Source organism: Acinetobacter rongchengensis, from assembly GCF_003611475.1.
Classification (GTDB): Bacteria; Pseudomonadota; Gammaproteobacteria; order Pseudomonadales; family Moraxellaceae; genus Acinetobacter; species Acinetobacter rongchengensis.
Genome location: NZ_RAXT01000003.1, coordinates 132,075 through 158,773 on the forward strand (window position 1 = coordinate 132,075; position 26,699 = coordinate 158,773).

At 38.7% G+C, this 26,699-nt stretch carries 24 protein-coding genes; 10 read left to right on the forward strand and 14 right to left on the reverse strand.

Translation table 11 applies throughout. The features are described from left to right. Positions 1–97 precede the first annotated feature (97 nt). Both D7V20_RS03070 and D7V20_RS03075 read right to left on the reverse strand, forming a co-directional pair. Positions 98–2,689, reverse strand: a complete 2,592-nt coding sequence (locus D7V20_RS03070; RefSeq protein ID WP_120382868.1) for an ABC transporter permease — start codon at positions 2,687–2,689, stop codon at positions 98–100. Further along, the gene (locus D7V20_RS03075) at positions 2,689–3,447 is read right to left on the reverse strand and encodes an ABC transporter ATP-binding protein (RefSeq protein ID WP_120382869.1); all 759 of its coding nucleotides are present in this window, start codon (positions 3,445–3,447) and stop codon (positions 2,689–2,691) included. Before D7V20_RS03075 ends, D7V20_RS03070 begins: the two co-directional genes overlap by 1 nt. A 46-nt stretch (positions 3,448–3,493) precedes the next feature. On the opposite strand from D7V20_RS03075, the gene D7V20_RS03080 reads away from it, so the two are divergent. Beyond that, positions 3,494–4,108 (forward strand): arylesterase, encoded by a 615-nt coding sequence (locus D7V20_RS03080; RefSeq protein WP_120382942.1) that lies wholly within the window; start codon positions 3,494–3,496, stop codon positions 4,106–4,108. Positions 4,109–4,202: 94 nt separating this feature from the next. Here the strand turns inward: D7V20_RS03080 and thrH are convergent, their stop codons facing one another. After that, the gene (gene thrH, locus D7V20_RS03085; RefSeq protein WP_010116018.1) at positions 4,203–4,820 is read right to left on the reverse strand and encodes a bifunctional phosphoserine phosphatase/homoserine phosphotransferase ThrH; all 618 of its coding nucleotides are present in this window, start codon (positions 4,818–4,820) and stop codon (positions 4,203–4,205) included. Positions 4,821–5,225: 405 nt separating this feature from the next. Between thrH and D7V20_RS03090 the strand changes: the two genes are divergently transcribed. Together D7V20_RS03090 and D7V20_RS03095 are read left to right on the forward strand one after the other, a co-directional pair. Beyond that, entirely contained in the window at positions 5,226–5,957 is a 732-nt protein-coding gene (locus D7V20_RS03090; protein WP_120382870.1) for a phosphoadenylyl-sulfate reductase, read from the forward strand. A 186-nt stretch (positions 5,958–6,143) separates the two neighbouring features. Further along, a complete protein-coding gene (locus D7V20_RS03095) occupies positions 6,144–7,607 on the forward strand; it encodes a WS/DGAT/MGAT family O-acyltransferase (RefSeq protein WP_120382871.1) in 1,464 nt (487 codons plus the stop codon). Positions 7,608–7,798: 191 nt separating this feature from the next. On the opposite strand, the gene D7V20_RS19825 is transcribed toward D7V20_RS03095, so the two are convergent. The 6 genes from D7V20_RS19825 to D7V20_RS03120 form a co-directional block, all read right to left on the reverse strand. Next, the gene (locus D7V20_RS19825; protein WP_171407744.1) at positions 7,799–7,972 is read right to left on the reverse strand and encodes a PA1571 family protein; all 174 of its coding nucleotides are present in this window, start codon (positions 7,970–7,972) and stop codon (positions 7,799–7,801) included. Positions 7,973–8,103: 131 nt separating this feature from the next. Then, the gene (gene rng, locus D7V20_RS03100) at positions 8,104–9,558 is read right to left on the reverse strand and encodes a ribonuclease G (RefSeq protein ID WP_120382872.1); all 1,455 of its coding nucleotides are present in this window, start codon (positions 9,556–9,558) and stop codon (positions 8,104–8,106) included. A gap of 51 nt (positions 9,559–9,609) precedes the next feature. Further along, positions 9,610–10,176, reverse strand: coding sequence for a Maf family nucleotide pyrophosphatase (locus D7V20_RS03105; protein WP_120382873.1), 567 nt, complete (start codon positions 10,174–10,176; stop codon positions 9,610–9,612). After that, the gene (gene mreD / locus D7V20_RS03110; protein ID WP_120382874.1) at positions 10,164–10,661 is read right to left on the reverse strand and encodes a rod shape-determining protein MreD; all 498 of its coding nucleotides are present in this window, start codon (positions 10,659–10,661) and stop codon (positions 10,164–10,166) included. The genes D7V20_RS03105 and mreD overlap by 13 nt, the downstream gene beginning before the upstream one ends. Beyond that, on the reverse strand, positions 10,648–11,505 hold the full coding sequence (gene mreC, locus D7V20_RS03115; RefSeq protein ID WP_120382875.1) for a rod shape-determining protein MreC: 858 nt from the start codon (positions 11,503–11,505) through the stop codon (positions 10,648–10,650). Before mreC ends, mreD begins: the two co-directional genes overlap by 14 nt. A 29-nt stretch (positions 11,506–11,534) precedes the next feature. Then, on the reverse strand, positions 11,535–12,575 hold the full coding sequence (locus tag D7V20_RS03120) for a rod shape-determining protein (protein WP_120382876.1): 1,041 nt from the start codon (positions 12,573–12,575) through the stop codon (positions 11,535–11,537). Between the two features lie 134 nt (positions 12,576–12,709). Between D7V20_RS03120 and gatC the strand changes: the two genes are divergently transcribed. The 3 genes from gatC to gatB are packed head-to-tail and all read left to right on the forward strand — an operon-like array spanning position 12,710 to position 16,033. Then, the gene (gatC, locus tag D7V20_RS03125) at positions 12,710–13,024 is read left to right on the forward strand and encodes an Asp-tRNA(Asn)/Glu-tRNA(Gln) amidotransferase subunit GatC (RefSeq protein WP_120382877.1); all 315 of its coding nucleotides are present in this window, start codon (positions 12,710–12,712) and stop codon (positions 13,022–13,024) included. A 52-nt stretch (positions 13,025–13,076) separates the two neighbouring features. Then, on the forward strand, positions 13,077–14,555 hold the full coding sequence (gatA, locus tag D7V20_RS03130; protein ID WP_120382878.1) for an Asp-tRNA(Asn)/Glu-tRNA(Gln) amidotransferase subunit GatA: 1,479 nt from the start codon (positions 13,077–13,079) through the stop codon (positions 14,553–14,555). Then, complete coding sequence (gene gatB, locus D7V20_RS03135; RefSeq protein ID WP_120382879.1) at positions 14,555–16,033, forward strand: Asp-tRNA(Asn)/Glu-tRNA(Gln) amidotransferase subunit GatB; 1,479 nt, start codon at positions 14,555–14,557, stop codon at positions 16,031–16,033. Before gatA ends, gatB begins: the two co-directional genes overlap by 1 nt. A gap of 430 nt (positions 16,034–16,463) precedes the next feature. On the opposite strand, the gene D7V20_RS03145 is transcribed toward gatB, so the two are convergent. After that, positions 16,464–17,927 (reverse strand): DUF1254 domain-containing protein, encoded by a 1,464-nt coding sequence (locus D7V20_RS03145; RefSeq protein ID WP_235831584.1) that lies wholly within the window; start codon positions 17,925–17,927, stop codon positions 16,464–16,466. 529 nt (positions 17,928–18,456) lie between these two features. On the opposite strand from D7V20_RS03145, the gene D7V20_RS03150 reads away from it, so the two are divergent. Both D7V20_RS03150 and D7V20_RS03155 read left to right on the forward strand, forming a co-directional pair. Further along, positions 18,457–18,918: a hypothetical protein gene (locus D7V20_RS03150; protein ID WP_120382881.1), complete on the forward strand. Its 462-nt coding sequence runs from the start codon at positions 18,457–18,459 to the stop codon at positions 18,916–18,918. A gap of 184 nt (positions 18,919–19,102) precedes the next feature. After that, the gene (locus D7V20_RS03155; protein WP_120382882.1) at positions 19,103–19,894 is read left to right on the forward strand and encodes a DUF4850 domain-containing protein; all 792 of its coding nucleotides are present in this window, start codon (positions 19,103–19,105) and stop codon (positions 19,892–19,894) included. Positions 19,895–19,953: 59 nt separating this feature from the next. On the opposite strand, the gene D7V20_RS03160 is transcribed toward D7V20_RS03155, so the two are convergent. The 4 genes from D7V20_RS03160 to D7V20_RS03175 form a co-directional block, all read right to left on the reverse strand. Beyond that, positions 19,954–20,472, reverse strand: a complete 519-nt coding sequence (locus D7V20_RS03160) for a hypothetical protein (RefSeq protein WP_120382883.1) — start codon at positions 20,470–20,472, stop codon at positions 19,954–19,956. Between the two features lie 191 nt (positions 20,473–20,663). Further along, positions 20,664–21,635: a hypothetical protein gene (locus D7V20_RS03165; protein WP_120382884.1), complete on the reverse strand. Its 972-nt coding sequence runs from the start codon at positions 21,633–21,635 to the stop codon at positions 20,664–20,666. 295 nt (positions 21,636–21,930) lie between these two features. Next, complete coding sequence (locus tag D7V20_RS03170; protein ID WP_120382885.1) at positions 21,931–24,003, reverse strand: M13 family metallopeptidase; 2,073 nt, start codon at positions 24,001–24,003, stop codon at positions 21,931–21,933. 278 nt (positions 24,004–24,281) lie between these two features. Then, on the reverse strand, positions 24,282–25,166 hold the full coding sequence (locus tag D7V20_RS03175; protein WP_120382886.1) for a LysR family transcriptional regulator: 885 nt from the start codon (positions 25,164–25,166) through the stop codon (positions 24,282–24,284). 121 nt (positions 25,167–25,287) lie between these two features. Between D7V20_RS03175 and D7V20_RS03180 the strand changes: the two genes are divergently transcribed. Together D7V20_RS03180 and D7V20_RS03185 are read left to right on the forward strand one after the other, a co-directional pair. After that, on the forward strand, positions 25,288–25,869 hold the full coding sequence (locus D7V20_RS03180; RefSeq protein ID WP_120382887.1) for a chromate transporter: 582 nt from the start codon (positions 25,288–25,290) through the stop codon (positions 25,867–25,869). A 6-nt stretch (positions 25,870–25,875) separates the two neighbouring features. Further along, positions 25,876–26,394: a chromate transporter gene (locus D7V20_RS03185; protein ID WP_120382888.1), complete on the forward strand. Its 519-nt coding sequence runs from the start codon at positions 25,876–25,878 to the stop codon at positions 26,392–26,394. Positions 26,395–26,699: the final 305 nt, after the last annotated feature.

The following is a 26,699-nucleotide window of genomic DNA, read 5'->3' on the forward strand; positions in this document are numbered from 1 at the left end:
TTAAGCTGTGGCTGTATTAATATTATTTCAGTTTTTATTTTTGCAATTTAATACAGCCACATGGACATTACTCATATCCAAATCTATTCAACACTGATCAATTCAACTCCCTTAAACTTTGTAAAGGAGGAATTTCCGACAAATAACTGAGGCGATAGCGACCAATCAATGCACATAATAGCGCCATCAGTACAGGTAAAATAATCCAAATTTCCCAATGCAACTGTACCACCATGTCCATTCGATAACTTGCAATCGCACTAATCACTTCAGCAAAGAAACACGATACGATGCCTGCCAATAAGCCAATAAAACCAATTTCCAAACTCATCATATTTTTTAATTGACGTTTAGAACTACCAAAAGACCGCATTAGAGCAACTTCTCTTTTACGCTCATCCATCAACAAATTAATACAAGCGATCAGGACTAAAAAGCCCGATAGACTGACCAACACTGCAAGTACCGTGACGATCTGTACCAACACCCCAACTAAGCGTTTGATCTCTTCAAAAATTAAAGATACATCAATAAAAACCGTATTTGAAAATTGCTGAATCAAATTGATCATTTTCACTTTTTCAGCAGCTGGTACGTAGAAACTACCTAAATAGCTTCCTGCATTTTCATCCAAAGTATTTGGGGTAAAAATAAAGAAAAAATTTGGACTAAAACTTTGCCATTCAACCGTTCTTAAATTTACCACCTGCGCCTGTAACCGCCCTTCTGGCAAACTAAAAGTCAAACGATCACCAATTTTGATCCCTAACTCATTTGCCAATTCAGCTTCAACAGAAACTTGTCCGACCTGCGTCAATTTGGCATCCCCTGCAACAATCACATTGTCTTGCGGATATTGATCCGTTTGAGTCAGATTCAGTTCACGGCGAAGCGAATTACTCTTTTTGATCAAATCCGCTGAAAAAGCTTGATCATTTTTGGCAATGAGTCGACCTTTGACATTGGGATATAAAGGAGTGCTTTTCCAATGTTGCTGTTCAAGTTGTTGCTTAAATGCATCAAGTTCAAAAGGGGGTAATCCATAGATAAACTGGTTCGGTGTTCCTTCAGGGAGTTGTTGCTGCCAACGCTCCAATAAATCTGTACGTAATACCGCCAGAACTGTAATTAAGCTCAAGCCCAAAGCCAATGCTGTAATTTGTAATGCCGTTTGTGATGGTGTGCGTACATAGGCTGAAAGCTGATTCCGCATTGATTTTAAAGTTTTTAGAATCAACCAAACAATACCAAATAATAAAGCTGTAAGCACAATCACAGCCCCCATGACCAATGTCGTAAGAACGATATTTTCAGTTAAAACAAGACTAAAAATAATCAGACTAATCAGTCCTGCTGACATCATCCACACAATTGAACGTGCAGATTTTTCTTGCTGACGAATCACTCGAATTGGTGGTGTACTGAGCAATTGCCATAGACTTGGGAAAATAAACCCAATCAAAACAATTGCACTGGTGAAAGTCGCAATCGGTAAAGGGCCAAGTAACATTTCAAATGCTGAAAAACTTAATTCAAGATTTGGAATCATCTGCAGCATCAGTTGAAGCAAGGAATAACCGAGAACCAATCCTAAAATACTTCCAATCACGATTGCGATCACAATTACCACAGCAAGCAATCCCAAATACGTTTGGAAAATTTGCTGTTTGGTTGCGCCCATACAACGCATCAAAGCAATATGATCTTGGTTTTGCTGTACATAACGCTGACTGGTCAAAGCAATTGCTAAACCACAGAGTAAAATGGTTAAAATATTTGCCAATTGTAAAAATATATCTAAATTTTCAATCGGTTTTAATAACCGAGAATTTCCATCATTGGCATTACGTAATCTCAAACTGGTTTGATCTTCCAAATCCGATTCTGCACTTTGCATTGCTTGAGTAGATTGATCCGTTGCCGCATGATTGGTTGGCTGATCCTGCTTTTGATTAACACCTTGATCATTAGCAATCTGATCCTGTTCTAAAGACTTTGTATTTGCCTTTAGATCATTCAGTTTTTTTTGTTCTTTAAAGGCTTTAAATACACGCTGATATTCCATTACAGCTTGAGGCTCACCTGCCATCAATAAACGATATTCAACACGGCTACCGATTTGAATTGCATTGGTTTTAACCACATCCGCTTGAGAAATAATCACAGTTGGCGAAAATGCAGAGAAGCCTAATTCTTGATTTGAATCTTGTTGAATAATCCCCGTCACTTTAAATTGACCATCGGCAATTTGAACAGAATCACCCACTTTTAGTTTTAATAATTCTTGAGCACGTTGACTTAACCACACTCCACCACTTTTTAATTTTTGCTTAGGTGAAATCTGCAACTCGCCTCTGAGCGGGAAAGCATCATCAATTGCTTTCACATTCACCATAACAAATTGATCATGGGTCGATGCCATAGAACCAAACATAGTAACATGTGACTGTTTTAATTGAAGTTCATCCGCCTGCGTTAACCACTGCTGTTCTATTGGATACTGATCACTCAGCACTAAATCGGCCGCCTGCATTTTAGCAGCTTGTAAAGTCACAGCGTGTTGCACTTGATCATTACTAAACTTGAGTGCTGTGGTTGCACTAATCGCCAAACTTAACGCAATAATCAGTAAATAAATACCTGAAGTTGCAAAACTTTGCCTGAATAATGGCTTAAACAAAGTAAACATTACACAACCTCACCCACTTTAGACGACTGAGAGCGCTGCGAATGTTCAATCAATACCCCATCTTTCAACTCATAATGGCGTTGGCATTGTTCAGCCAGTTGCGGATCATGTGTCACCAAAATTAAAGTTGTGCCGAGTTCTTTATTCAAATCAAACAGTAATTGTTCAATTTCATGTGCCGTATGACCATCAAGATTGCCTGTAGGTTCATCTGCAAAAATAATTTTAGGATCAGAAATCAATGCTCTAGCAATTGCTACACGTTGCTGCTCACCACCCGATAATACTTTAGGCGTTTGCTGGCTTTGACGTTCCAAACCAACTTTTGCCAATAATTTTAAAGACTTCTGTTCAGCTTCCAAATAATTAAAATCTTTCTGAATGCGCAATGGCAACATGACATTTTCAAGCGCAGATAAATGTGGAAGCAATTGAAAAGATTGGAATACAAAACCAATATGTTTTAGTCGCACTAAAGCACGTTGTTCCTCGTTGAGTTTTTCAATCGCTTCACCGCAAACACTGAGCTGTCCCGAACTGGCTTGATCTAAAGTAGCAAGAATACCCAATAGCGTCGACTTTCCCGAACCTGAACGACCTGTGATCGCCACTTGCTCACCTGTATAAATATTGAGATTTAAATTTTCAAAAATTGTAAGCGTTTGATGTGGTAGTTCTATCTTTTGTGTCAGTTGCTGTGCAGCAATGATCACTTGTGGCATGATGGGAGAGATTGAATCATCCTGAACCTTAGACATCTGAAAGTACCCTACTATGCAAATCAAAATATGGTTAAATTTGAAAATGATGAAAAATTTTATTCATTGTTTAATTTTTAGCATGATCTGTCTGTTGCCTGTTAGTAGTTTTGCAAAAACTATCATGATTTTAGGTGACAGTTTGAGTGCAGGTTATGGTATAAATCCTCAACAAGGTTGGGTCACTTTATTACAACAGCGTTTAAATCAACAATTCCCCAAACAGCACAAAGTTGTCAATGCCAGTGCCAGTGGTGAAACCACCAGTGGCGCTTTGGCACGTTTACCAAAATTATTACAAACCTATAAACCTGATGTCGTGGTGATTGAGTTAGGTGGAAATGATGGTTTACGTGGTCAACCACCACAAATGATTCAGAAAAACCTTGCACAATTGATTCAACAAAGTCAGAAAGCTAAGGCAAAAGTGGTTTTATTGGGGATGAAAATACCGCCAAACTACGGTACAGCATATAGCAAGGCGTTTGAAAATAATTACCAAGTTTTAAGCCAACAGTACAAAGTTAAAATGCATCCATTTTTTATGAATGGTATCGCAGGAAATAAAAACTTAATGCAAAAAGATTTGATTCATCCGAATGCAACAGCACAAAAGCTTTTATTGGACAATGCTTATCCATTAATTCAAGGAGCGCTGTAGTTGCAGAAGCTTTATTCTATTTGCCTCATTTGTCCCATCCTAAAATAGAAAAAGACGCACGAAGCGTCTTTTTCACAATGATGATTCTACAAAATTACGCAGGAATATCACGTACAGAAGCGTTACGAATCGCCTCTTTCAATGCCTCATAGCCATGGATAGGTGGGAATTGAGGAAATTCACGGATTACATTTTCAGGTGCATCAAATAAGAAACCTTGATCCGCTTCACCTAACATGGTTGTATCGTTATAAGAATCACCTGCTGCGATCACACGATAATTTAGACCATGTAGAGCTTTTACTGCTTCACGCTTTTGATCAGGTTGACGTAATTTATAGGCAGTGATCATACCATTTTCATCTGTTTCCAACTTGTGACAGAAAATCGTTGGCCAGCCTAGTTGCTTCATTAAAGGGTGAGCAAACTCATAGAATGTGTCAGAAAGAATGATCAATTGAAAATGTGTACGAACCCATTCAACAAACTCTTTTGCACCTGGGAATGGTCCCATATCTGCAATTACAGCCTGAATATCATTCAAACCCAAACCATGTTGTTTAAGAATATTCAAACGTTGAGTCATCAACACATCGTAGTCTGGAATATCACGCGTTGTTGCTTCTAATTCTTTGATTCCTGTTTTTTTAGCAAAATTGATCCAGATTTCTGGTACCAATACCCCTTCCAGATCAAGACATACGATTTCCATGGGTTCTCCCAAATGTCGGTTTAAAATTTTGGCGCTATGATAGCATTAAAGTTTTAAATTTAACGGAAAGTTTCTGTGTCATTTCATTTTTCATTACAGATTTACTAAAACAAGCGGGATTTGGAATAAACTTGAATACAATCTTTTGAAAAAACAGAATATCTGTATTGAAAGTTTGTAATTTAAAAATACTTTTTAACCCTATAAATCTATTTTATTCATAAGTATTCAAGTTAATCTGCTAAGCAGTTTATTTCATTTACTTTAAAATAAAACGAATTTCAAATGACTATTTCGTCTGATTCAATCATTTTTAAGCTGATCTATATTTAGACAACATTAAATTTGCTAGGATTAAAGTCGTCGACATCGAACATAGCTTCAAGCTAACTGCCAGGAGCAGATATGACCACCATTGCAACGATTGATCTTGTTGATGCACTTGCTGCTGAATACGCAGATAAATCTCCATCTGAAATATTAGAACTGGCACTGTCACAACAAGGTGAAATTGCGATTTCATTTTCAGGTGCTGAAGATGTTGTCTTGATTGATATGGCGCATAATCTTGGCAAACCCTTTCGTGTCTTTAGTTTAGATACAGGGCGCCTTCATCCTGAAACATATCAATTTATTGAAACAGTCCGTAAACATTACGGCATTCAAATTGAAATCTGTTTCCCTGAAGCTGAAGCTGTACAACAACTGGTTAATCAAAAAGGATTATTCAGTTTTTATCAGGATGACCATAAAGAATGTTGTGGCATCCGCAAAGTACAACCTTTACGTAAAAAGCTTGCGACTTTAGATGGTTGGATTACTGGGCAACGTAAAGATCAAAGTCCTGGTACGCGTACCGAAATTCCAGTAATTCAAGCTGATCCTGGTTTTTCAGGTGTCGGTAAACAACTCATCAAATATAATCCGCTTGCAAATTGGTCGAGTGCAGATGTTTGGAACTATATCCGAATGATGGAAATTCCATACAATCCTTTGCATGAAAAAGGTTTTATTTCGATTGGTTGTGAACCTTGCACACGTGCCGTTTTACCCAATCAGCATGAACGTGAAGGCCGTTGGTGGTGGGAAGAAGCAACCCATAAAGAGTGTGGACTGCATGCTGGAAATTTAAAATAATCTAAGCAATTTATTTATTTGAAAAAGTCACTATTTATAGTGACTTTTTTCTAGACCTATCATTCATCGAAATGCTTGGATTTTAGCATTGAAATCGTTTTATACTCGTATCAAGTTTTATAATTCTAACAACACAACACTCAGACACGAGTTGTTGTAGAAATTGCAGTGAGGCAATCTAAAATCATGCGCCCATTACACCCAATCGATTTTATTTTTCTAAATTTAGAGAAACGGCAACAACCCATGCATGTTGGTGGGTTATTCTTATTTGAAATTCCCGAACATGCACCTTCTACTTTTATCCAAGATTTAGTTGCAGATATTCGTAACTCAAAATCAATTCCTGTTCCTCCCTTTAATAACCTTTTAAATGGTTTCTTTTGGGATGAAGATGAAGAGTTTGATATCGATCATCATTTCCGCCATATTGCACTGCCTCATCCGGGACGTATTCGTGAATTATTGGTCTATATCTCGCAAGAGCATAGTGCATTAATTGACCGCGCCAAACCACTTTGGACCTGTCATATCATTGAAGGGATTGAAGGCAATCGTTTTGCCATGTACTTTAAAATCCACCACGCCATGATTGACGGTGTGGCAGGTATGCGTTTAGTCGAAAAATCTTTCTCGAAAGATCCAAATGCTAAAACCATTATTCCACCTTGGTGTGTCGAAGGTAAACGTTCTCAACGTTTCAAAGAACCTAAAATCAGTAAAGTAAAGAAAATACTCAGTGCATTGAAAGGGCAAGTTGAAGCTGCGCCTAAAGTGACCCAAGAACTTTTCCAAACTGTTTTTAAAGAAATGGGGAAAAACCCCGACTATGTATCAAGTTTTCAAGCACCAAGTAGTTTATTTAACCAACGTGTGAGTTCTTCACGTCGTTTTGCTGCGCAGTCTTTCGAACTTGATCGTTTTAGAAATATCTCTAAAGCGCTTGGTGTCACCATCAATGATGTCGTTTTAGCTGTCTGTTCAGGTGCATTACGTGATTACTTAATTACGCAAGACGCTTTACCGAAAAAACCCCTAATTGCCATGGTTCCTGCCTCATTACGTGATGATGACTCAGATATGAGCAACCGAATCACCATGATTCTTGCCAATCTAGGAACGCATAAAGAATTACCAGAAGAACGTTTAGAAATCATTCGTCGTAGTGTGCAAAATTCAAAAACCCGCTTTAAACGCATGAATTCAGATCAGATCTTGAACTACAGTGCTTTTGTTTATGGTTTGGCTGGTTTAAATATTGCTTCTGGAATGATGCCGAAACGCCAAGCATTCAATGTCATCATTTCTAATGTACCTGGACCACGTGAACCACTGTATTGGAACGGTGCGAAGTTAGATGCTCTCTACCCAGCTTCGATTGTGCTAGATGGACAAGCCCTGAATATCACCATGACCAGTTATTTGGATAAATTGGAAGTGGGCTTAACAGGTTGCCGTAAATCATTGCCAAAATTGCAAAATCTACTCACCCATTTAGAAAATGAAATTCAGAAGTTTGAACAATTGATTGCGGAGAAAGAGCCAAAAAAAGATGCTGCAAATGAAACAACTGATGTAAAGCCATCAAAACCAACAACACATACCAAACCAGTGCTTGTAGAACCACCTGAAATACAAAAACCTGCTTAAAACCAATACGCTAAGCCTTCTTATCAAAGAAGGCTTAGCGATGACTTTAAATTTATCGTGGTTTTTTTCAAAGATGGAAGAATTGGTCTGTCATAGATTAAATGTTGAATGTGTCATCATTTAAATCAATTCAAAAAAATGTTCTCGATACAACAAATTTCAGAAAAAATTAAGGGGCTTAAATTGGCCCCTTAATTTTTAACATTACGGCATTGTCTCAGAAGCTGATGACAAACATTAACCACCATATCTTTGGTGATGTTTACCTCTTTACCATCATCATCCAACATTACACATGTATTTTTAGGCTGTGACTCTAATACATGCTGAATACCGCTTTTTATTATTTGTTCACTTACGCTCATTTTAACCTCACTTGCTAAGACGATTTAAAGGGAGAAATGTCTTTGGCTACCTTTATGTCTAGTATTGTGAAAACAGAGCACAAAGTAAAATTTTAGATGTAACAACTGTTTAACGATATTCTGTTACAATTTTAACTTAAAATGATATCGTATTGCTCTTGCGTATATAAATTTTCAACTTGGAATTTAATGACGCGATGCACGAAATGCTCTAAATCTGCGACTGCTGGCGCTTCTGCAGTTAATAGCCGATCAATAACCGAAGGATGAGCAACGACTGTAAAGCCACTCTGAGATTCATAAGCTCGAGCATAGCGAAGTATTTCTCGAAAAATTTCGTAACATACTGTCTCTGCAGTTTTAATATAACCACGCCCCTGACATGCTGGACATGACTCACACAGTAAATGCTCGAGCGACTCACGTGTACGCTTACGTGTCATTTCAACTAAGCCTAGCTCTGAAACTTGGGTAATCTTCGTTTTTGCATGATCTCGTTCGAGCATTTTATCAAACTGATTCATCACTTCTTCACGATGTTGCGCTTCTTGCATATCAATGAAGTCGATAATGATAATACCGCCTAAGTTGCGCAGCCTCAGTTGGCGAGCGATCACCTGCGTCGCTTCCATGTTGGTTTTAAATACTGTGTCTTCTAAGCTACGCCCACCGACATAAGAACCTGTATTCACATCAATTGTGGTCATGGCTTCTGTCTGATCAATCATCAGATAACCACCAGACTTTAAAGCAACGCGTGTTTGTAATGCACGTTGGATATCTTCTTCAACATTGTACAAATCAAAAATTGGACGCTCACCCGGATAATGAATCAAACGATTGCTCATACTGGGCACAAATTCACAAACAAACTCTTGTAGCTTGGCATGAATTTCACGTGAATCGACTGAAATTTTGGCAGTATCCTCATTTGCCAAATCGCGAATGACCCGTTGTGGTAAAGGCAGTTCTTCAAAAATTAAAGATGGAACAACCACGCTCTTTTGCTTATCTTGAATGTATTGCCATAACTTCGCCAAATAAGCCATGTCTTGTGCAATCGCTGCTTCTTCAATTCCTTCAGCAGCAGTACGCACGATCACTGAACCAGGGAGTTTATGCTCTGCCTGAATGCGTTCAATCATCGATCGTAGTCGGTCACGCTCTTCTTCTGATTCAATCCGTTGAGAAACCCCAATATGATGACCATAAGGCATCAACACTAAATAGCGAGAAGGAATCGAAAGATCGGTACTCAGACGTGCGCCCTTAGTGCCAAGCATGTCTTTCATGACTTGAACTGTCAGAATTTGTCCGGGTTGTAAGAGCTCAAAAACGTTGGGCGTTGGTTGGTTACGTGTCCAAACCATATCATTAATATGTAAAAAAGCAGTTCGAGATAGTCCAATATCTACAAAAGCAGCCTGCATACCCGGAAGTACTCGGACGACTTTACCTTTGTAAATATTTCCAACCAATCCACGCTTAACAGTACGTTCAACAAATAATTCATTGACCGTACCATTTTGAATTAAGGCCACACGACATTCCATAGGCGTGACGTTAATCAATAACTCGTCAGACATAACAAAACTCAAAACATTATAAAAATTCTTTTTAGCAGTTAATTTAGTGCGTCAACTGCCCTGCTGTATTTGATCGAGTAACTGTATTGTTTCATGTAACGGTAGTCCTACAACGTTACTATAACTACCATTGATATGTTTAACATACTTTGCAGCAAAACCTTGGATTGCATATCCCCCAGCTTTGCCTATCGGTTCACCAGTAGCCCAATATTCATCCATATCCTTAGCGCTGAAATATTGAAACTCAACTTCTGTACGAACCACAACACTCAATAATTGTTTGGCATTTGCAACACAAACACCTGTTAGTACTTCATGCTTTTGACCCGACAATAATCTCCAAATATCAAAAGCATGTTGTTTAGATTCTGGTTTACCAATAATTTGATTGGCAAAAACCAAACTTGTATCCGCAGCAATCACCGTGCTACTAGGATACAAAGCCAAAACGGCCTGAGCTTTTTGTCTTGCTAAACGCTCGACATAGCCATCAATCTGTTCATGTTTTAAAACAGATTCATCAATATCAGGGCTACAGACCGTAAAGTCTAAACCGACCTGCAATAACAACTCTTTTCGCCGAGGTGAACTCGACGCTAAAATTAAATGCGCCATCTTTTTAATAAATAATAAAGAATTGGCCAGCACAAAATACTAGACACTAAAGGTTGCCAATGTCGTGCCAATGAAAAATGCACACCCGCCATCACCTGCCCCGCAAAAATAAGGATCAAATGTGCCAATATGGCAAACATGCTAATGATCCAAATATTGCTAAAAGTCAGTATACGTCTTTCACGAATAAAATAACGGGTCAGAAAAGCGATTAATACATAACTTAAAGCATTCATGCCCAAGGGTGCATCTAAAAGTAGGTCTGTAAATATCCCCATGGTAAATGCAAACCAAACCCCACACCAAGTCGGCTGACACAGCACCCAAAACAACATGATCATAAACATGTATAAAGGTCGCCAACCAGCAAACACATATGACATTGGATAAACGACTAAAATCGAACAAATAATAATTGAAACGACAATAATAAATAAGGGGTCTTTACGTTGCTTTTCTGAGCGTAGTTTTTTAGCGATCAACATTTGGCTGCTCCATCGCTAATGAATCAGAAAACAATACCACCACATGATGACCACCTGCCAACTGTGCAGCAGGTACAACCTCAATTTGAGCAAATTCACCCGTATTATGACGCATAACTTTAGACACTGAACCAACCAAATACCCAGCAGGAAAATGCTGACCTAAGCCTGAACTATAGACTTTATCACCCACTTTGATATTGGCACTGGTCGGAACATATTCCATTTTCAAACGCCCTAAATCGCCCGTACCCGTCACAATGGCACGCATACCTGAACTTTCTAAACGTACAGATAGAGAATGCTCTTTATCGGAAAGTAGCATAATACGACTACTGTGTGGATAAACACTGATCACTTGTCCCATGATCCCTTTATCATCCAAAACGGTTTGACCCACTTTGATTTGATTGGCTGAACCACGGTTAATGATGATGATATGACGTAAAGGATCTGCATCTGTACCAATCACTTCGGCAATTTCCATACGTCCATCAATAATTAATGGAGTATCAAGTAAACCACGTAAACGGGTATTTTCAGCAGAAAGTTCAGAGAGTTTTTGCAGACGCACTTGTGCTTGAAGCAATTCAGCCTGCATCGCTGTATTTTCACGACGCAGTTGCGCTTCAGATTTAGTTTGCTGATTAAGCCATTCTTTCGACAATACAGGATAACTTGCTAAAGCATAAATCGGGTTATATGCCGCATACAAGACATCTCTTGCAGGTTGAATCACTTGTGGCATGCGCCAGTTAAAAAACAGCACTACCAAACAAGTGATGACCGCAATGATGAACGAGCGAAAAGATGGCGGTTGTCTTGAAAAGAGATTCGGTTGCACCGCCTCGTCCTTAAACTTAATCTACGAATTTAGCCTACAAACAGCATATCATGGTTTGGATTATCAAAGAATTCTAAGACTTTACCACCACCACGCGTTACGCAAGTTAAAGGATCTTCAGCAACAACAACAGGTAATCCTGTTTCTTGAGCAAGTAATTTGTCTAAATTACGAAGCAATGCTCCACCACCAGTTAACACGATACCACGCTCTGCAATATCTGAAGATAACTCAGGAGGTGTTTGTTCCAATGCAGATTTCACTGCTGAAACAATACTTTGTAATGGATCAGAAATCGCTTGGGTAATTTCATCAGAGGTTACAGTAATCGCACGCGGTACACCTTCAGCAAGGTTACGACCACGAACTTCAATTTCTAAAGTTTTACCATCAGAAATTGCCATACCCACTTCTTTTTTAATGTTTTCAGCAGTGGTTTCACCAATCACACAACCATGTGCTTTACGTACATAATGAATGATTTGTTCGTCAAAAACATCACCACCGATACGTAAAGAATCTGCGTACACACAACCTTGTAACGAAATAATCGCGATTTCTGTGGTACCACCACCGACGTCTACAACCATAGAACCACAAGCTTGCTCTACTGGCATACCAGCACCAATTGCAGCAGCCATCGGCTCTTCAATCAAACGGACATCACGAGCACCTGCATTAAATACAGCTTCACGAATAGCACGACGTTCTACCAAAGTTGATTTACATGGTACGCAAACCACTACACGAGGTGCAGGTGGAATTAAACGCTTTTCATGCACTTTACGAATAAACGCATTCAACATTGTTTCAGTGATTTCAAAGTCAGCAATCACACCATCCTTCATTGGACGGATTGCAGAAATATTTGCTGGTGTACGGCCAAGCATTTGCTTAGCATCTAAACCTACAGCTGCAACAATTTTCGCCGAACCGCTATGACGAATTGCCACAACTGTCGGTTCATTTAATATAATGCCTTTACCTGGCATATAAATTAAAGTGTTTGCAGTACCTAAATCGATGGCTAGATCTGGAGAAAACAAGCCAAATAGTCGTTTTGGAATCACGGGTCGTTCTCAGTTTTAACTTTATATGGACGCAAGATGGCAACTTTAACTAAATGTGATGATTTGAACAAGTCAATCGCTTATTATAACGCACGATATTTTGAATTTTTTTGAAACTAATTAGGTGAGACATCATGTCAACTTCAGATGCTCAGCACACAGCAGAGTTAAATGCACAAACAGTATCGCAGATCGCCAACCTTGCTCGATTGTCGTTAAATGATACGCAATCTGCTGAATATGCTCAAAGTTTAAATAAAATCTTGGGGATGATGGAAACATTAAAAGGTATTGATACCGAAGGTGTTGAGCCACTTAAAAGCCCATTTGATCACCCACAGCCACTTCGTCCAGATGTTGTGACAGAAAGCAATCATCGTGAGCAATATCAAGCGATTGCCCCTGCAACACAAGATGGCTTATACCTTGTACCTCGTGTGATTGAATAATATTCAACCAATTAAACCTAATTTATAAAATTAATCGTAAAGAATTGTACTCATGACTGATTTACACCGTTTATCGATTCGTGAAATGACTGAAGGCTTAAAAACTGCTCAGTTTTCATCTCGTGAATTGACTCAACACTATTTAGACCGTATTGCAAAAATTGATGACCGTGTTCAATCGTACGTCACGGTAACTGCTGAACAAGCACTCGCTCAAGCAGATGCGGCGGATCATTTACTCAAATCTGGTACAGCAGGCATTTTGACTGGTGTTCCAATTGCGCATAAAGATATTTTTTGTACTCAAGGAATTCGCACTTCCGCAGGTTCAAAAATGCTGGATAATTTTATCTCACCTTATGATGCCACTGTGGTTGCAAAAACCAAAGCAGCAGGCTTGGTCACTTTGGGTAAAGTGAATATGGATGAGTTCGCTATGGGCTCAACTTCTGAAAGTTCATTCTATGGTGCGACTAAAAACCCTTGGAATTTAGAACACGTTCCAGGGGGTTCATCAGGCGGTTCTTCAGCTGTGGTTGCTGCGGATTTAGCCCCAATTGCAACAGGTACAGATACGGGTGGTTCAATTCGCCAACCAGCATCATTCTGTGGTTTAACAGGCTTAAAACCGACTTATGGGCGTGTATCACGTTTCGGGATGATTGCATTCGCATCGTCACTTGACCAAGGTGGCCCAATGGCACGTTCTGCTGAAGATTGTGCTTATTTGATGAACACCATTGCAGGACATGATGCCAAAGATTCTACTTCTGTCGAGAAAGAAGTAGATGATTATGTTGCAAACTTAAATGCAACAAGTGTAAAAGGCTTACGTATTGGTATTCCTAAACAATACTTTAATGTTCAAGGCTTAGACGCTGACGTTAAAGCACGTGTTGAAGAATCATTGAAAAAGTTAGAGGACATGGGGGCAGCATTAGTTGAGGTTGACCTCAACATGACTGAAGCTTATGTACCAACCTATTACCTCATCGCACCTGCCGAAGCATCATCGAACTTGTCACGTTATGATGGCGTACGTTATGGCTACCGTTGCGAAAACCCTACGGATATCTTAGACCTGTACAAACGTTCTCGTTCAGAAGGTTTTGGCGCAGAAGTTCAACGTCGTATCTTGATTGGTACGTATGCATTATCGGCTGGATACTACGATGCTTATTATGTCAAAGCACAGAAAGTACGTCGTTTAATCCAACAAGATTTCTTAAAAGCCTTTGAAAATGTAGATGTGATTGCTGCACCATCTGCACCAACCACAGCTTACAAAATCGGTGCAAACCTTAGCCCGACTGAAATGTATTTAGGCGATATTTATACACTGGCTGTGAACTTGGCAGGTCTACCCGCAATCAACGCCCCTGTTGGTTTTGATGCAAATCAACTTCCTGTAGGCTTACAGTTGATTGGTAACTATTGGTCAGAGTCTCAATTGTTATCGATTGTCCATCAATATCAACAAAATACAGATTGGCATACCAAACGTGCGGCAATTGCTGAGGAGAACATCTAATGGCTCAAGCTCAAAAAGCACCGAAATCAAACTTGATTGATGGATGGGAAGTCGTTATCGGGATTGAGATCCATACGCAGTTGATGACCAATTCTAAAATTTTCTCAGGTTCTTCAACAACTTTTGGTCAAGACCCAAATACGCAAGCCAACCTTGTAGATTTGGCAATGCCAGGGGTTCTTCCTGTTTTAAATAAGGAAGTGGTCGATCTTGCGATTCGCTTTGGCTTAGGTATCGATGCTTATATCGATCAAGCGTCTGTGTTTGCACGTAAGAACTATTTCTACCCTGATTCGCCTAAAGGCTACCAAATCAGCCAAATGGACAATCCAATTGTGGGCTTGGGTCATATCGACATTCAGCTTGAAGATGGCACAGTGAAGCGTATAGGCGTAACCCGTGCACATTTAGAGGAAGATGCAGGTAAATCAATCCATGATCAATTCGAAGGGATGTCAGGTATCGATTTGAACCGTGCAGGTACACCTTTACTCGAAATTGTCTCTGAGCCTGATATGCGCTCTGTGGAAGAAGCTTTGGCGTATATCAAAGCAATTCACACTTTAGTACGTTGGTTGGGGATTTCTGATGGTAACATGGCAGAAGGTTCTTTCCGTTGTGACTGTAATGTGTCTTTACGTCGTCCGGGGGATGAATTCGGTACACGTTGTGAATTGAAAAACATCAACTCTTTCCGTTTCATTGAACAAGCGATCAATGTTGAAATTGAACGTCAAATGGACATTTTGGAAGATGGTGGCAAGATCGATCAAGAAACGCGTTTGTTCGATACAGTGAAGATGGAAACGCGTTCAATGCGTTCGAAAGAAGAAGCGAACGACTATCGTTACTTCCCTGATCCTGACTTGCTTCCTGTAATCATTTCAAATGAACAGATTGAAGCAGCTAAAGCTGTACTTCCTGAATTACCGAAAGCTCGCCGTGCTCGTTTTATCGCTGATTTTGGCGTGACTGAGTATGATGCGCATGTATTGACGCTTTCTCGTGAAATGGCAGACTTCTATGAAGCTGTTGTGGTTGCTGCGGGCGGTGCTGCTCAAGGTAAAGTTGCTGCAAACTGGGTGATGGGTGAATTCTCTGGTGCTTTAAACAAAGCCAGCTTAGAGCTTCAAGACTCGCCTGTTTCTGCTGAGCAATTGGGTGGCATGATTGCTCGTATTGTCGACAACACCATTAACGGTAAGATTGCTAAGCAAGTGTTTGGCTTTATGTGGGAAGCAGAAGGAAAATCTGCGGATGACATTATTGCTGAAAAAGGCTTGAAACAAGAAACCGATACAGGTGCAATTGAAGCGATTATCAAAGACGTACTTGCAGCCAATGAAAAAATGGTCGAAGAGTACAAGTCTGGTAAAGAAAAAGCCTTTAATGGTCTCGTTGGTCAAGTCATGAAAGCTGCAAAAGGTAAAGCCAACCCTGCGCAAGTGAATGAATTGATGAAGAAATTGATTGGTTAAGACTGATTGGTTTTGGAAAACCCGTCTTAGGACTAATTTCAGCAGTTAAGCATTTTAATCCTCCCCCAACCCTCCTTTGAAAAAGGAGGGAGTATCTTGGATTTAATACTGTATTGGATTCCTTGCACAGCAATGCTGTTCATTCCCTCTTTTGTAAAGAGGGGTTAGGGGAGATTTATCAATCAGTAATAATAAAATTACTCTTAACCGATCAATATTAGCCTTAGGACGGTTTTTTACTAAATCCTGAAAACCATCTTCGTCTAAACCTTGTACGCCCCTAAAGCAATGCAGGACAGTAATAACCACTCTTTCCTTGAAATCCCGCATCGTCATATCCACACTTATTTCTTACCATTAGTAAGAAATCTGAATCATAAACCTGCCTCCAAAGAAACATGTCAATGATTCAGTTCATATGGAAACTGCTCTAATTTACCAATTCGAAATCAGAAAGTTTGAATGTTTTATTGTTAAACTCTTCCGTTGGACCATAGAAACGAATAGCAGGAATAGGTCGTTTACCCGCTGTAGGAATCCAGTTTGACTCTAAGCCTTTTGGCGCTTTGGGGCCAACATAAAGTGTTACGCCACCATCCGCATTCTTTTTCATTTTATCTACATCATAAGACGACAAAGTGGTGCGGTTAGAATCGCTATAAATAAAGGCCATGGTCGCATGGTCGTATACCGTCAATGCCCAGAATTGTTTTACTGGCATTTTTGCAGGAATATCTATTTTATAGAGTTTCCCAGCTTGTAAAGGATTACCCTCTTTATCTGCCATCGCCATCATGTATTGAGTAGCAGGATCATCACTTAATTTTTTTGGAACATTGGTGCACCAAAATGATTGGGCAGCTCTTGGCACTAGATCAATGTAATTAGGATACACCCAAGTGAACGTCTTGTTTTCATCGGTCATCAACAATGAGGCATAATGTCTATCTGACCAGTAGTATTTATCCTTCGGCATATTATCGAACCAATGCTGCATGTAATACCAAGCATCAATCGCAGCCTGTCTCATAATTTTCAGTGTTTTTTCATCTGGATTGTAAGGCTTACCTTTTTCAATGCCGAGTGTTTTCAGCATCCCCATCATGACTTTATCTTGCTCTCGTACAGGTTCTGCATTAATTACATCATAAATGTCTTTAAACGCCCTTTCATCATAATAAGGCAATGCTGGAATCCGAACCTTTAAAATATCTACGTAATTTTGTTTTGGAGGATTAGCGGCTTGATCTAAGTTATAAACCTTTAGATTTCGAATATAGGCGATGGCATCTTTTTCTGTTTTTCCAGGTGCCACAATCGAACGAAAAGCAAAGAACAAACGATTGCTTGTAGACGCAACGTGAAAATATCCAGGAGGAATGGGTTTGTCATAGCCTGGAGGTGTAAATAAATATTTTCCGCCTTTACCCTTGTCCTCACCCGAAGGCCCAATATCTGCAATCGTAACCTGCCAAGCATCGGTTACCTGCCCATAAATACTTCCATTCTTAGAAGCAGGAGGGATCTCCAGAATTACTGGATTTTTTCGTAAATCAACAAACGCAGCAATATAAGGAGTAGTACTATTCGATGTAGCAGTTTCCATTAGCGGCGTTGCTCCGCCCGACATATAAACGATGTCGTTGTCTTTGTAACCAATACTTTCAACCACACCTCGTCTATAACCATAGCCAGCAGCCATAGGCATTGACCAAATCATCGCCTCAAATGCTCGCTGGTATTTGATTTGCGACTCGAAATCCGTTATTGAGGCTTTAGATCCTGCAGGTGGCTGCCCGCTCAGCGGTTCCTTACCGTCTTGTGCTATCGCGGAATTGAGTAATGCCATATTTACACAAGCCACGAGCCCTAGCGTTTTAAAGATTTTTTTCATATAACCACCCCTTATGATTAGAAAATTCAGAAAACTATTGCATTATTAACGTCCTTTATTTATAAAAAAATAGCACAAAATTTTAGCAATATCACCATAAACTTGGCCTATCATTCATTGATCCTATATAGCGTAAGTCCCTCTAAATTCTTAAAATATTTTTGCTCAAAAAACTTTTAATAATTGCTCTTTATACTCCCATAAGTTTCTGATCCATAGATTGAAATATCTCTTAATATTATTTCTGTAGTTATAGCTAAAACATGCTGCCTAACGCATTCAGCTACACTCAACCCATTTCCAAAAACACTTACGCATCAAACCTTAGCTCACTCCACCATCATCATATTCCAATACACTGACCGATCTTCAACCCAATGACTTGGCTATACAGACAAACCTTAAATGACAAGCGGCATTGTCAAAAATATAAAAATCAAAGAATATACCCAATACCAATATTAAATAAATTTAATACTGTCTTAATCAAATTTTAAAATACATAAAAAACAAGAGGATTACCTTAAATATGACAACGCAGATTGATTCTAAAATCTCTTTATCAGAACTCAGACAACGCTTCCAGCAAGGTCAACTATTATCCGTTGAACAACGACAGGGATTTTGGCATGCACGTTTTGTTGGCCCTTTATGGCTACGTCTAAGCGGTATGCCCAGCTGTTATCTTTCAGGTTTATGGGGATGGCAAGGTAAAAAGTTTACTGCTGAAAATGCTGCAACCAATGTACTTAAGCGTGGCGATCATACGATTGATGCGCTACACATGAAAGTGACTGAAACAGTATCAAAAATAGACAGTAAACCTGTCATCACCTTAAGTTATCCTGCTCCAAGTCCTATCCCTTGGCGCTGGGTTACAGATGAACTACGTGTTATTGATGACCACACATTACTTGGTATGACCCGTCTTCATCTACCGATACTGCGTTATTTTACCATTCCGTTTCTTTTGGAAAAAAAGCCTTCATGAACTCAGTTTTAGATTAAATTTCATGTGAGATACTCGTTTTTTAAAAATGCTCTGGACGAGCAGAAGAATAGATATGTTCGTCTAGAGTCTTAAAACTTTGGAGATTCAACTGCTAAAATCACAACCGATCTTGAAACTTTTTTGAGTTTTCCTAAAGTTCTAACAATAGCTTTGCACCGCCAATATGTTATTTTTAAATCATCAAAATCAGCGTATTTTAAAAATGAAAAAGCAAATTATCGGTTTTAGCTTAGTATTATCCACTTTTACCATAACCACACATGCGCAGAATATACAAAGCTTTCAGCCTACTTTTCCGAAGTTTTCAAACTCAGATGTTCAAAGAAAAAAAATCAACCAATTCTATCCTATTGGACAAGCAACATTTTCCAATCAAGTCAAAATTCCTGCTTATGGCGTAACGGTAGAAAACCCTGTTGAGGATGGTTTACTTAAAAAGACAGAACCTTGCACCAAAAGCAATTGCACATTCAACTTTAAACTAGATGCCAAACAGGCTGAAAAACTCAAACTCGTTGTAATTCCAAGTCTTGGTTATATTCTTGTTCCAAAACATTGGACAGATATCTCTGCGGCAACAGGCGCCAATGGAACAGGCTCAGTTTTAATCATGAGTCCAAATCAAAAGGAAGCGATTACAGCCTATGACTCCTCTTTCTGTGTGGGGTGTGGCTTACCCTATGCGACGTTGTATTTTCCAAATTTATTAAAACAAAGTCTTGATTCAGAATTTGGAGGCTATAAAGATCCCAATAAAAAATTAAAGTTGGTTTATCCATCCAAAACCACAGCATTTTTTAGTTATCAAATTCCCCATTTCAATAGCAAAACACATGGTATTGCGAAATATAAATATGACGGCGATTTTAACTTTATGAATATTCACGTTACTTTAGACCAAGCCAACCAAAACTTAGCAACACCAATTTTAAATTTTTATAATGCAATGCATTGATCACTAAAGATAAAAACCCTCTCCTGCGTCAAGGAGAGGATTTAAAAATAAAATTAAAACTATCGGGTAATGCCTAATTTATTAAAAATATCAGGTGTTAAAAAAGTCGTGACCAATTTATTCAAATCCACATAACGAATGACACCTTGTAACTGCTGTTTCACTTCTGGATTTTGAATAATAGCTTCGCCCGTACTGCGTCCTAACGCTTGAAAACTATCACCAACCGCTTGTAGACCTTCAGTTTGAATCACTGCCTTGGTTTGGGCAGCGCATTGCTCCACGATGACACGTTGCAAAACCTGAGCAAACTTTTGATCGAGTTGTTCTCGTTGTGCATCTGTCACATTGCTCAAAGCTTTTAAATCGGGATGTGCAGACAAAGCAGAGAAAGTCCATTGCAACACAGTGGTTTTATCGGTGGCTGTGGTGGCTTTGACTAAACAATCACTCAATTGATCAACCGTTTGCCCTGCTGTAGCAAATTGCGTGGTTCCAAGCAAAGCCACGGCGAGAAAAGCAGACTGAATACTACGGGAAAAGCGTTGACCAATAGGTGAAAATACTTGGCTTAACATAAGCAATCTTCTAATACAAAATAATTTTCTTTGTATCATGAAAGCCAATAATTCACCTGTTATGACTCTGTAAACGAAACTTCATATTCTGACAGGCAGAATATGGATAAAAATACGATAACTTCAGACCACTAGCGTAAAACACCTATTGGTCATCGAAAATTCATTTTTAAATCTAATCATATCAATCATTATTTCATCTGTTTCAACATATACTTAGCAACCGCATGATTCTGATTGGTGGATAGATTTTGTAAAATACGTTTTGCTCGATCTTGCGGATTCGAAAAACGACGACTATAACTCGGTATACTGGTTAAACATTTTGCAACCAAAATACCTGACTCTGCATAAACATTGATTCCACTAGCTCCACGCAAGCGCCCATATCCATAAGCGCGCTCTGCATTATTGCATGCGTTAATTTGGTTCTGCCCTCGCCCTAAATCTTTACGTGCAGAAGCATACAGTTGCATCTGTTGCAGTTGTGGCGATAAAACAACTTTCTCTACAGGTGGTTTTTCTTCTTCAACAGGTGGAAGAACTGGCCTTTTCTCTTCAACCACTTTTACTGGTGGCGGTGCTTTGCTTGAAGCCGTATTTTTAGCATTATTTACAGTTGGTTTTTTCTCTTGTACCGCTGGAAGTGTATTGGTTTTCGCATACAGTTTTTTCAGCTCATCCAAAGATACCAGCTTGGTTTGTAAATGAACGACTCGAGTTTCAGTATGATCCAGTTTACGTTCAGAAATAGGCTCAATCGACACATACCATTGCTGACCATCGCTTTGTTTACACTGATACCCACCAATGCCTTGTTTCACACTGCTATATGTATTGAGTAATTTTTTTGACCAAATGTCTTTCACCAAACTCATTGAACTTTTTTGAACTTGAGAAAATTTTCCACCTTTGGCCGCACAAAACCGACTTAAATACTGCTTAGGTAATAAAGATTGAATTTCCTTGTCGCCTTGCTGAGGCCCCCAATAATAGACATACTCTTTCGTTGAACTGTTTTTGTCATTGATATTCTTTTTATCAATCACTTCTTGTGGCGAAGTGTACTGATTAAATGATTCCGAGGTTAATCCATTGATACTGGTACAACCATGCAAACCAAAGCCAACCCCACCCAACAATAGAAATGTTTTGAAATTCACGTAACAATTCTCGATTATATTTTTTAAATGAAAATATATGAAATCACCAAAAATAACAAACTTAATCTATTGATTTTATTATCCATTTATCAAAATAAAATAGCAAATAAAACACACAACTCACATCACTTTGAGACTTAATCAAACAAAATTCAGATTCCTAATGTCTAATTAACTATTTTTTAACTTAGATAATAGAGTGGCTAATAACGATAACGCATAAAAAACCGAATTTTAACCTTGGCTAATATTCGGCAAAAAATGAATTAAAGAATGTTTTAAAAAATAAAATCACTTACCAAATGGTCACACGCTTATTGCTTGGTAAGTACATTTTATCGCCTTGCTTGATTTTAAAGGCGTCATAAAACGGTGTTTGATTCAGCAATGTCGCATTACCACGAACTTTATCGGGCGAGTGAGAATCAGATTTTAAATACACAATTTGCTGAGCATCTGTAATTTTAGAACGCCATGCTTGTGCCCACCCCAAATAAAAGCGTTGTTCACCCGTGAAGCCATCTAAAATAGGCGCAGGTTGACCATTTAAAGACAGTTGATAGGCTTTATAAGCAATCGCAAGTCCCGAATTATCGGCAATATTTTCACCCAAGGTTAACTCACCATCGACATGGTAGCCTTTCACAGGTTCATAAGCGGCATACTGTTTCACAAGAACTTCGGTTTTTTCTTTAAATTTCTTACGATCCTCATCTGTCCACCAATTTTTCATATTGCCCAATTCATCAAATTCACTACCTTGATCATCAAAACCGTGACTGATTTCATGCCCAATAATCGCACCGATTGCACCGTAGTTTGTGGCGTCATCTGCATCCATATCAAAAAATGGCGGTTGCAAAATTGCAGCGGGGAAAACAATCTCGTTTAAAGAAGCATTGTAATAGGCGTTGATGGTTTGTGGTGTCATGCCCCATTCATCACGATCGACAGGTTTACCCAACTTATTCAATGCATATTGATGTTCGAACTCACGTGAGCGGATCACATTTCCAACTAAATCATTATTTTTAATCTCTAAAGCGGAGTAATCACGCCATTTATTTGGATAACCAATTTTCACAGCAAAACTGGCTAATTTCTTCTGTGCCTCAACTTTGGTCGCTGGACTCATCCAATCCAACCCATCAATACTCTGTTGATAAGCTTTCATTAAGTTTTGAACCAATTGTTCCATGCGTTGCTTTTTCTCAGCAGAAAAATGTTTTTTTACATAAATCTGCCCCAAACTTTCACCAAGCGTACCCTCAACTAACTGTACCCCACGTTTCCAACGTGGTTTTTGTTGTTTAATCTCTCTAAGCTGATCACTATAAAAATTAAAACTGTTATCGACAAAAGCTTTGCTAAGTAGCGGAGAAAAATCACTCACGAGGTGAAACTTATAATAGGCTTTCCATGTTTCCAAACGATTATTTTCTACGATCGGACTTAAATCTTTAAAGTAACTTGGTTGAACCACTTGAATGGTTTGAATTTTATCTGCTAAACCCTGCCCTTTTAGATAAGCTTGCCAATCCACTTGTGGACTTAACTGAGCTAAATCTTCAACTTTATAAATATTATAGAGTTTCTGTACATCACGATTTTGTACATTGCTCCATTGTGCTTTGGCAATTTGCGTTTCTAATTTTAAAATGTCTTTGGCATGTTGTGCTGCCTGTTTATCACCTGCCATTGCGAGTGTTTTTTCAATATACGTTAAGTATTGCGAACGGATTTTTTTGAATTTTGCATCATCTTTTAAATAATAATCACGATCTGGCAGACCTAAGCCACTTTGAGCAAGTACAGCACGCATTTGTGTGGCATCTTTCATATCTTGCCAAATGTCCACATCAAACGGACTACTTACACCAATTCTGGAAAAATGTGCAGCCAATTGTGCCAATTGCTGTTTATTTTTAATAGAATCAACGTTATTTATTTCCGCTTGGATCGGTTTTATACCCAATGCTTCAATACTTTTCTCGTCCATAAAATTAGCATATAAAGTCGCAACTTTTTGCTCCGCACTACCTTCTGCCAATTGTTGTTTGGATAACTCATCAACAATATCATGCAACTGATTAACCGAATCTTCATGTAAAATATCAAATGTTCCCCAACGTGATTTATCAGCAGGAATCACCGTATTTTTTAACCACAACCCATTTACATGGTCATAAAAATCATCTTTTTCACTCACACTTGAGTCAAAGTATTGTGTTTCTATCCCTGATTTTTTTTGAGCTTGTTGTGCCGATGATGTAGTTTGTACAGGTTGTACTGTCGTACCCGCCCATAATGACGCTGATGCTGAGATGATGGCTGTTGCTAGAACACTTTTTACAAATCCAAATTTCAAAGATCTATCCTCTATTTTAATTTTTAAACGTATGCAGTTCATTTTCAATCTTGTACTTTTAAGCAAGTTTAATCTGTTGCGAAAATGCAATTTTCACAGCATTAAATTTGAATAACCGTTTCATTGTGAATGATTCATGGCACTTCAATGAGTGTTCTTAACCCAGCTAAATAAATTGAAAATCAATCTGTTATAAATAGCAGCAACAATTAAGCCAAAGCAAGCTGAATTGCATATCATTGGATAATTTTGATGAAAATCAAAACACGCTGATCAAATCACTTGAGTAGATTCAACACATGTGCCAAACGGATATTATGATCATTGTGTTTGTACACTGCATAAATCGGCGCAATACTCGGTATTTCTGCTTTTAGATCTTTATAAACAATTTGCTTATTCCAAAAATCACGAATCGAAGCAGGTACAATCGACAATCCAATTCCCGCTGCGATCAGATTCAGACTTGAGGTCAAACGAGGCGCTTCTTGTACAATTTTGGGGCTGAATCCAGCCTGATAGCAACTGGCCAAGATATTATCAAACAGGTCTTGTCCAGCTAAACGTCGATAAAGAACAAAATCATAAGTCTCTAAATCTAAGATATGAATCGCATCTGTTTGGTTGGCTAAAGGATGATTATTGGGCAATGCGACAATAAGCGGCTCATCCAAAACATGCAAGCTTACCAGCCCAAAACCGATAGGTGCAGGCTTACGTAAGAACACGATATCGTTTTTATCATTGATGATAGAATCAATCAATGAGCTACTTCCATCTTCTTCTAACTGAATAGAAACTGCAGAAAAAGCCTCTCGAAAATTACGCAACAATGCAGGTAAAAATGGATGTAAACCGACTGAATTGGTAAAACCAATATTGATCTGCCCTTCCAACCCCATTGAAATATTTTGCACACGTTTTGGAATCGCTTGCGCATGTGCAAGTATGGTCAATGCTTCTTGATATAAAGCTTTGCCTGCTTCAGTAACTTCAACACCCCGAGGCAAACGCTTCAATAAATCAGTCGATAATTCATTTTCTAAGCTTTTAATCATTCTCGTAAGGGGCGGTTGTTGCATATTGAGACGTACCGCTGCACGTGAAATATTACTTTCCTCTACGACGGCGACAAACGCTTTGAGTTTATGAATATCAATCATCACTCCACCTTAAAGCATACTTTTTTGATATATCTAACAGCAAAAATAGCATTTTTCATTATATCTAAACAAGTAGATAATGACCTCAAGTCAAGCAGTACAGCAATTCAAAGAGGTCTAAATGAATACTGAAGCCATGCCATTAGAACAACATTTGGCAATACCCAATTGCAAAGCGTTATTCCTCGGCTTTAGCAAACTCGGTTTAATGGGCTTTGGTGGCGTTTTACCCTTGGCACAACGTTTGATTGTTGAAGATCAAAAATGGCTTACTGCTGAGCAATTTACAGATTTATTAGGGGTTTGTCAGATCTTACCAGGGGGGAATATTGTCAATATGGCAGTTGCGATTGGGTATGATTTTGCAGGACTAAAAGGTGCGATAAGTGCCGTATTTGGTTTGATGCTCGCCCCGACCATCATTGTGATTTCACTGTATCAGCTTTACGCACAGTTCCAAGAAATTCCAATGGTACAACACATGATTCAAGGTTTAGCCGCTGCGGCCGCTGGGCTGTTGTTCGCAACAGGTTTTAAAATGCTTAAACCCATGATGAAAAGTAAATTGACTTATTTCACTATTCTGTTAACCATCATTTTCATGCTATTGATCAAATTACCATTGGCACTGACCTTATTGATTTTAGTGGCAATCAATATGGTGGTTTTAACCTTTAAACAACGTCGAATGGATCAGGAGTAAAACCGCATGTATGTACTTTTAGCACTAATACTGGTTTTTACTCAATTGTCTTTATTGGCTTTCGGTGGCGGCAATGCAATTTTGCCTGAGATGCAACATCAAGTGGTCACAGTACATCAATGGATGACTGCGGAACAATTCAGTTCAATGTTTGCCATGGCGCAAGCCGCACCAGGCCCCAATATGATGATTGTACCTTTAGTTGGTTGGCATGTTGCAGGGCCGTTAGGTTTGTTTGTGACGTCATTGGCAAAGTTCGGCCCCTCTTCGATTATCACGGTTTATGCTTTAAAGTTTTGGAATAATTTTAAAGATCATCCATTTAGAGCTAAATTTGAAAAGGCACTAAAACCCATCACTGTCGGTTTAGTTTTAGTCAGTGCTTGGATTATTGCGCAAGCTTCTGCACAAAGTATGCTGTTGGTCGCTATTGTTATTTTGACAGTGGGGCTAAGCCTATTCAAAAATATACATCCTGTCTGGTTAATGATCATTGGTGCGAGTGCGGGCGTAGTCTTGTTATAAGATAAGCACTTAGAGTGCCTTAAACTTAACAAGCTAATCAAAATCTATTTCTCGCAATAAATTTAATCACCCCACCATTTATCGCCATTAACTTTGCTAAGAGCTTTCAAAATCAAGCTATGCTGAGTACCTTAGCCAAAGTTTTTAGCTTTAAAACAGCAATAGCTTACTCAAATACCCACCATATTTATGTGTAATATGTCGTAATACAGATAAATCATAATTGAAATGTATTCATTTCAAGGCTTTAGACATTTAAATATTGAAGTATTCTTGTTACACGATACAAAAAAATTGTAATCAAT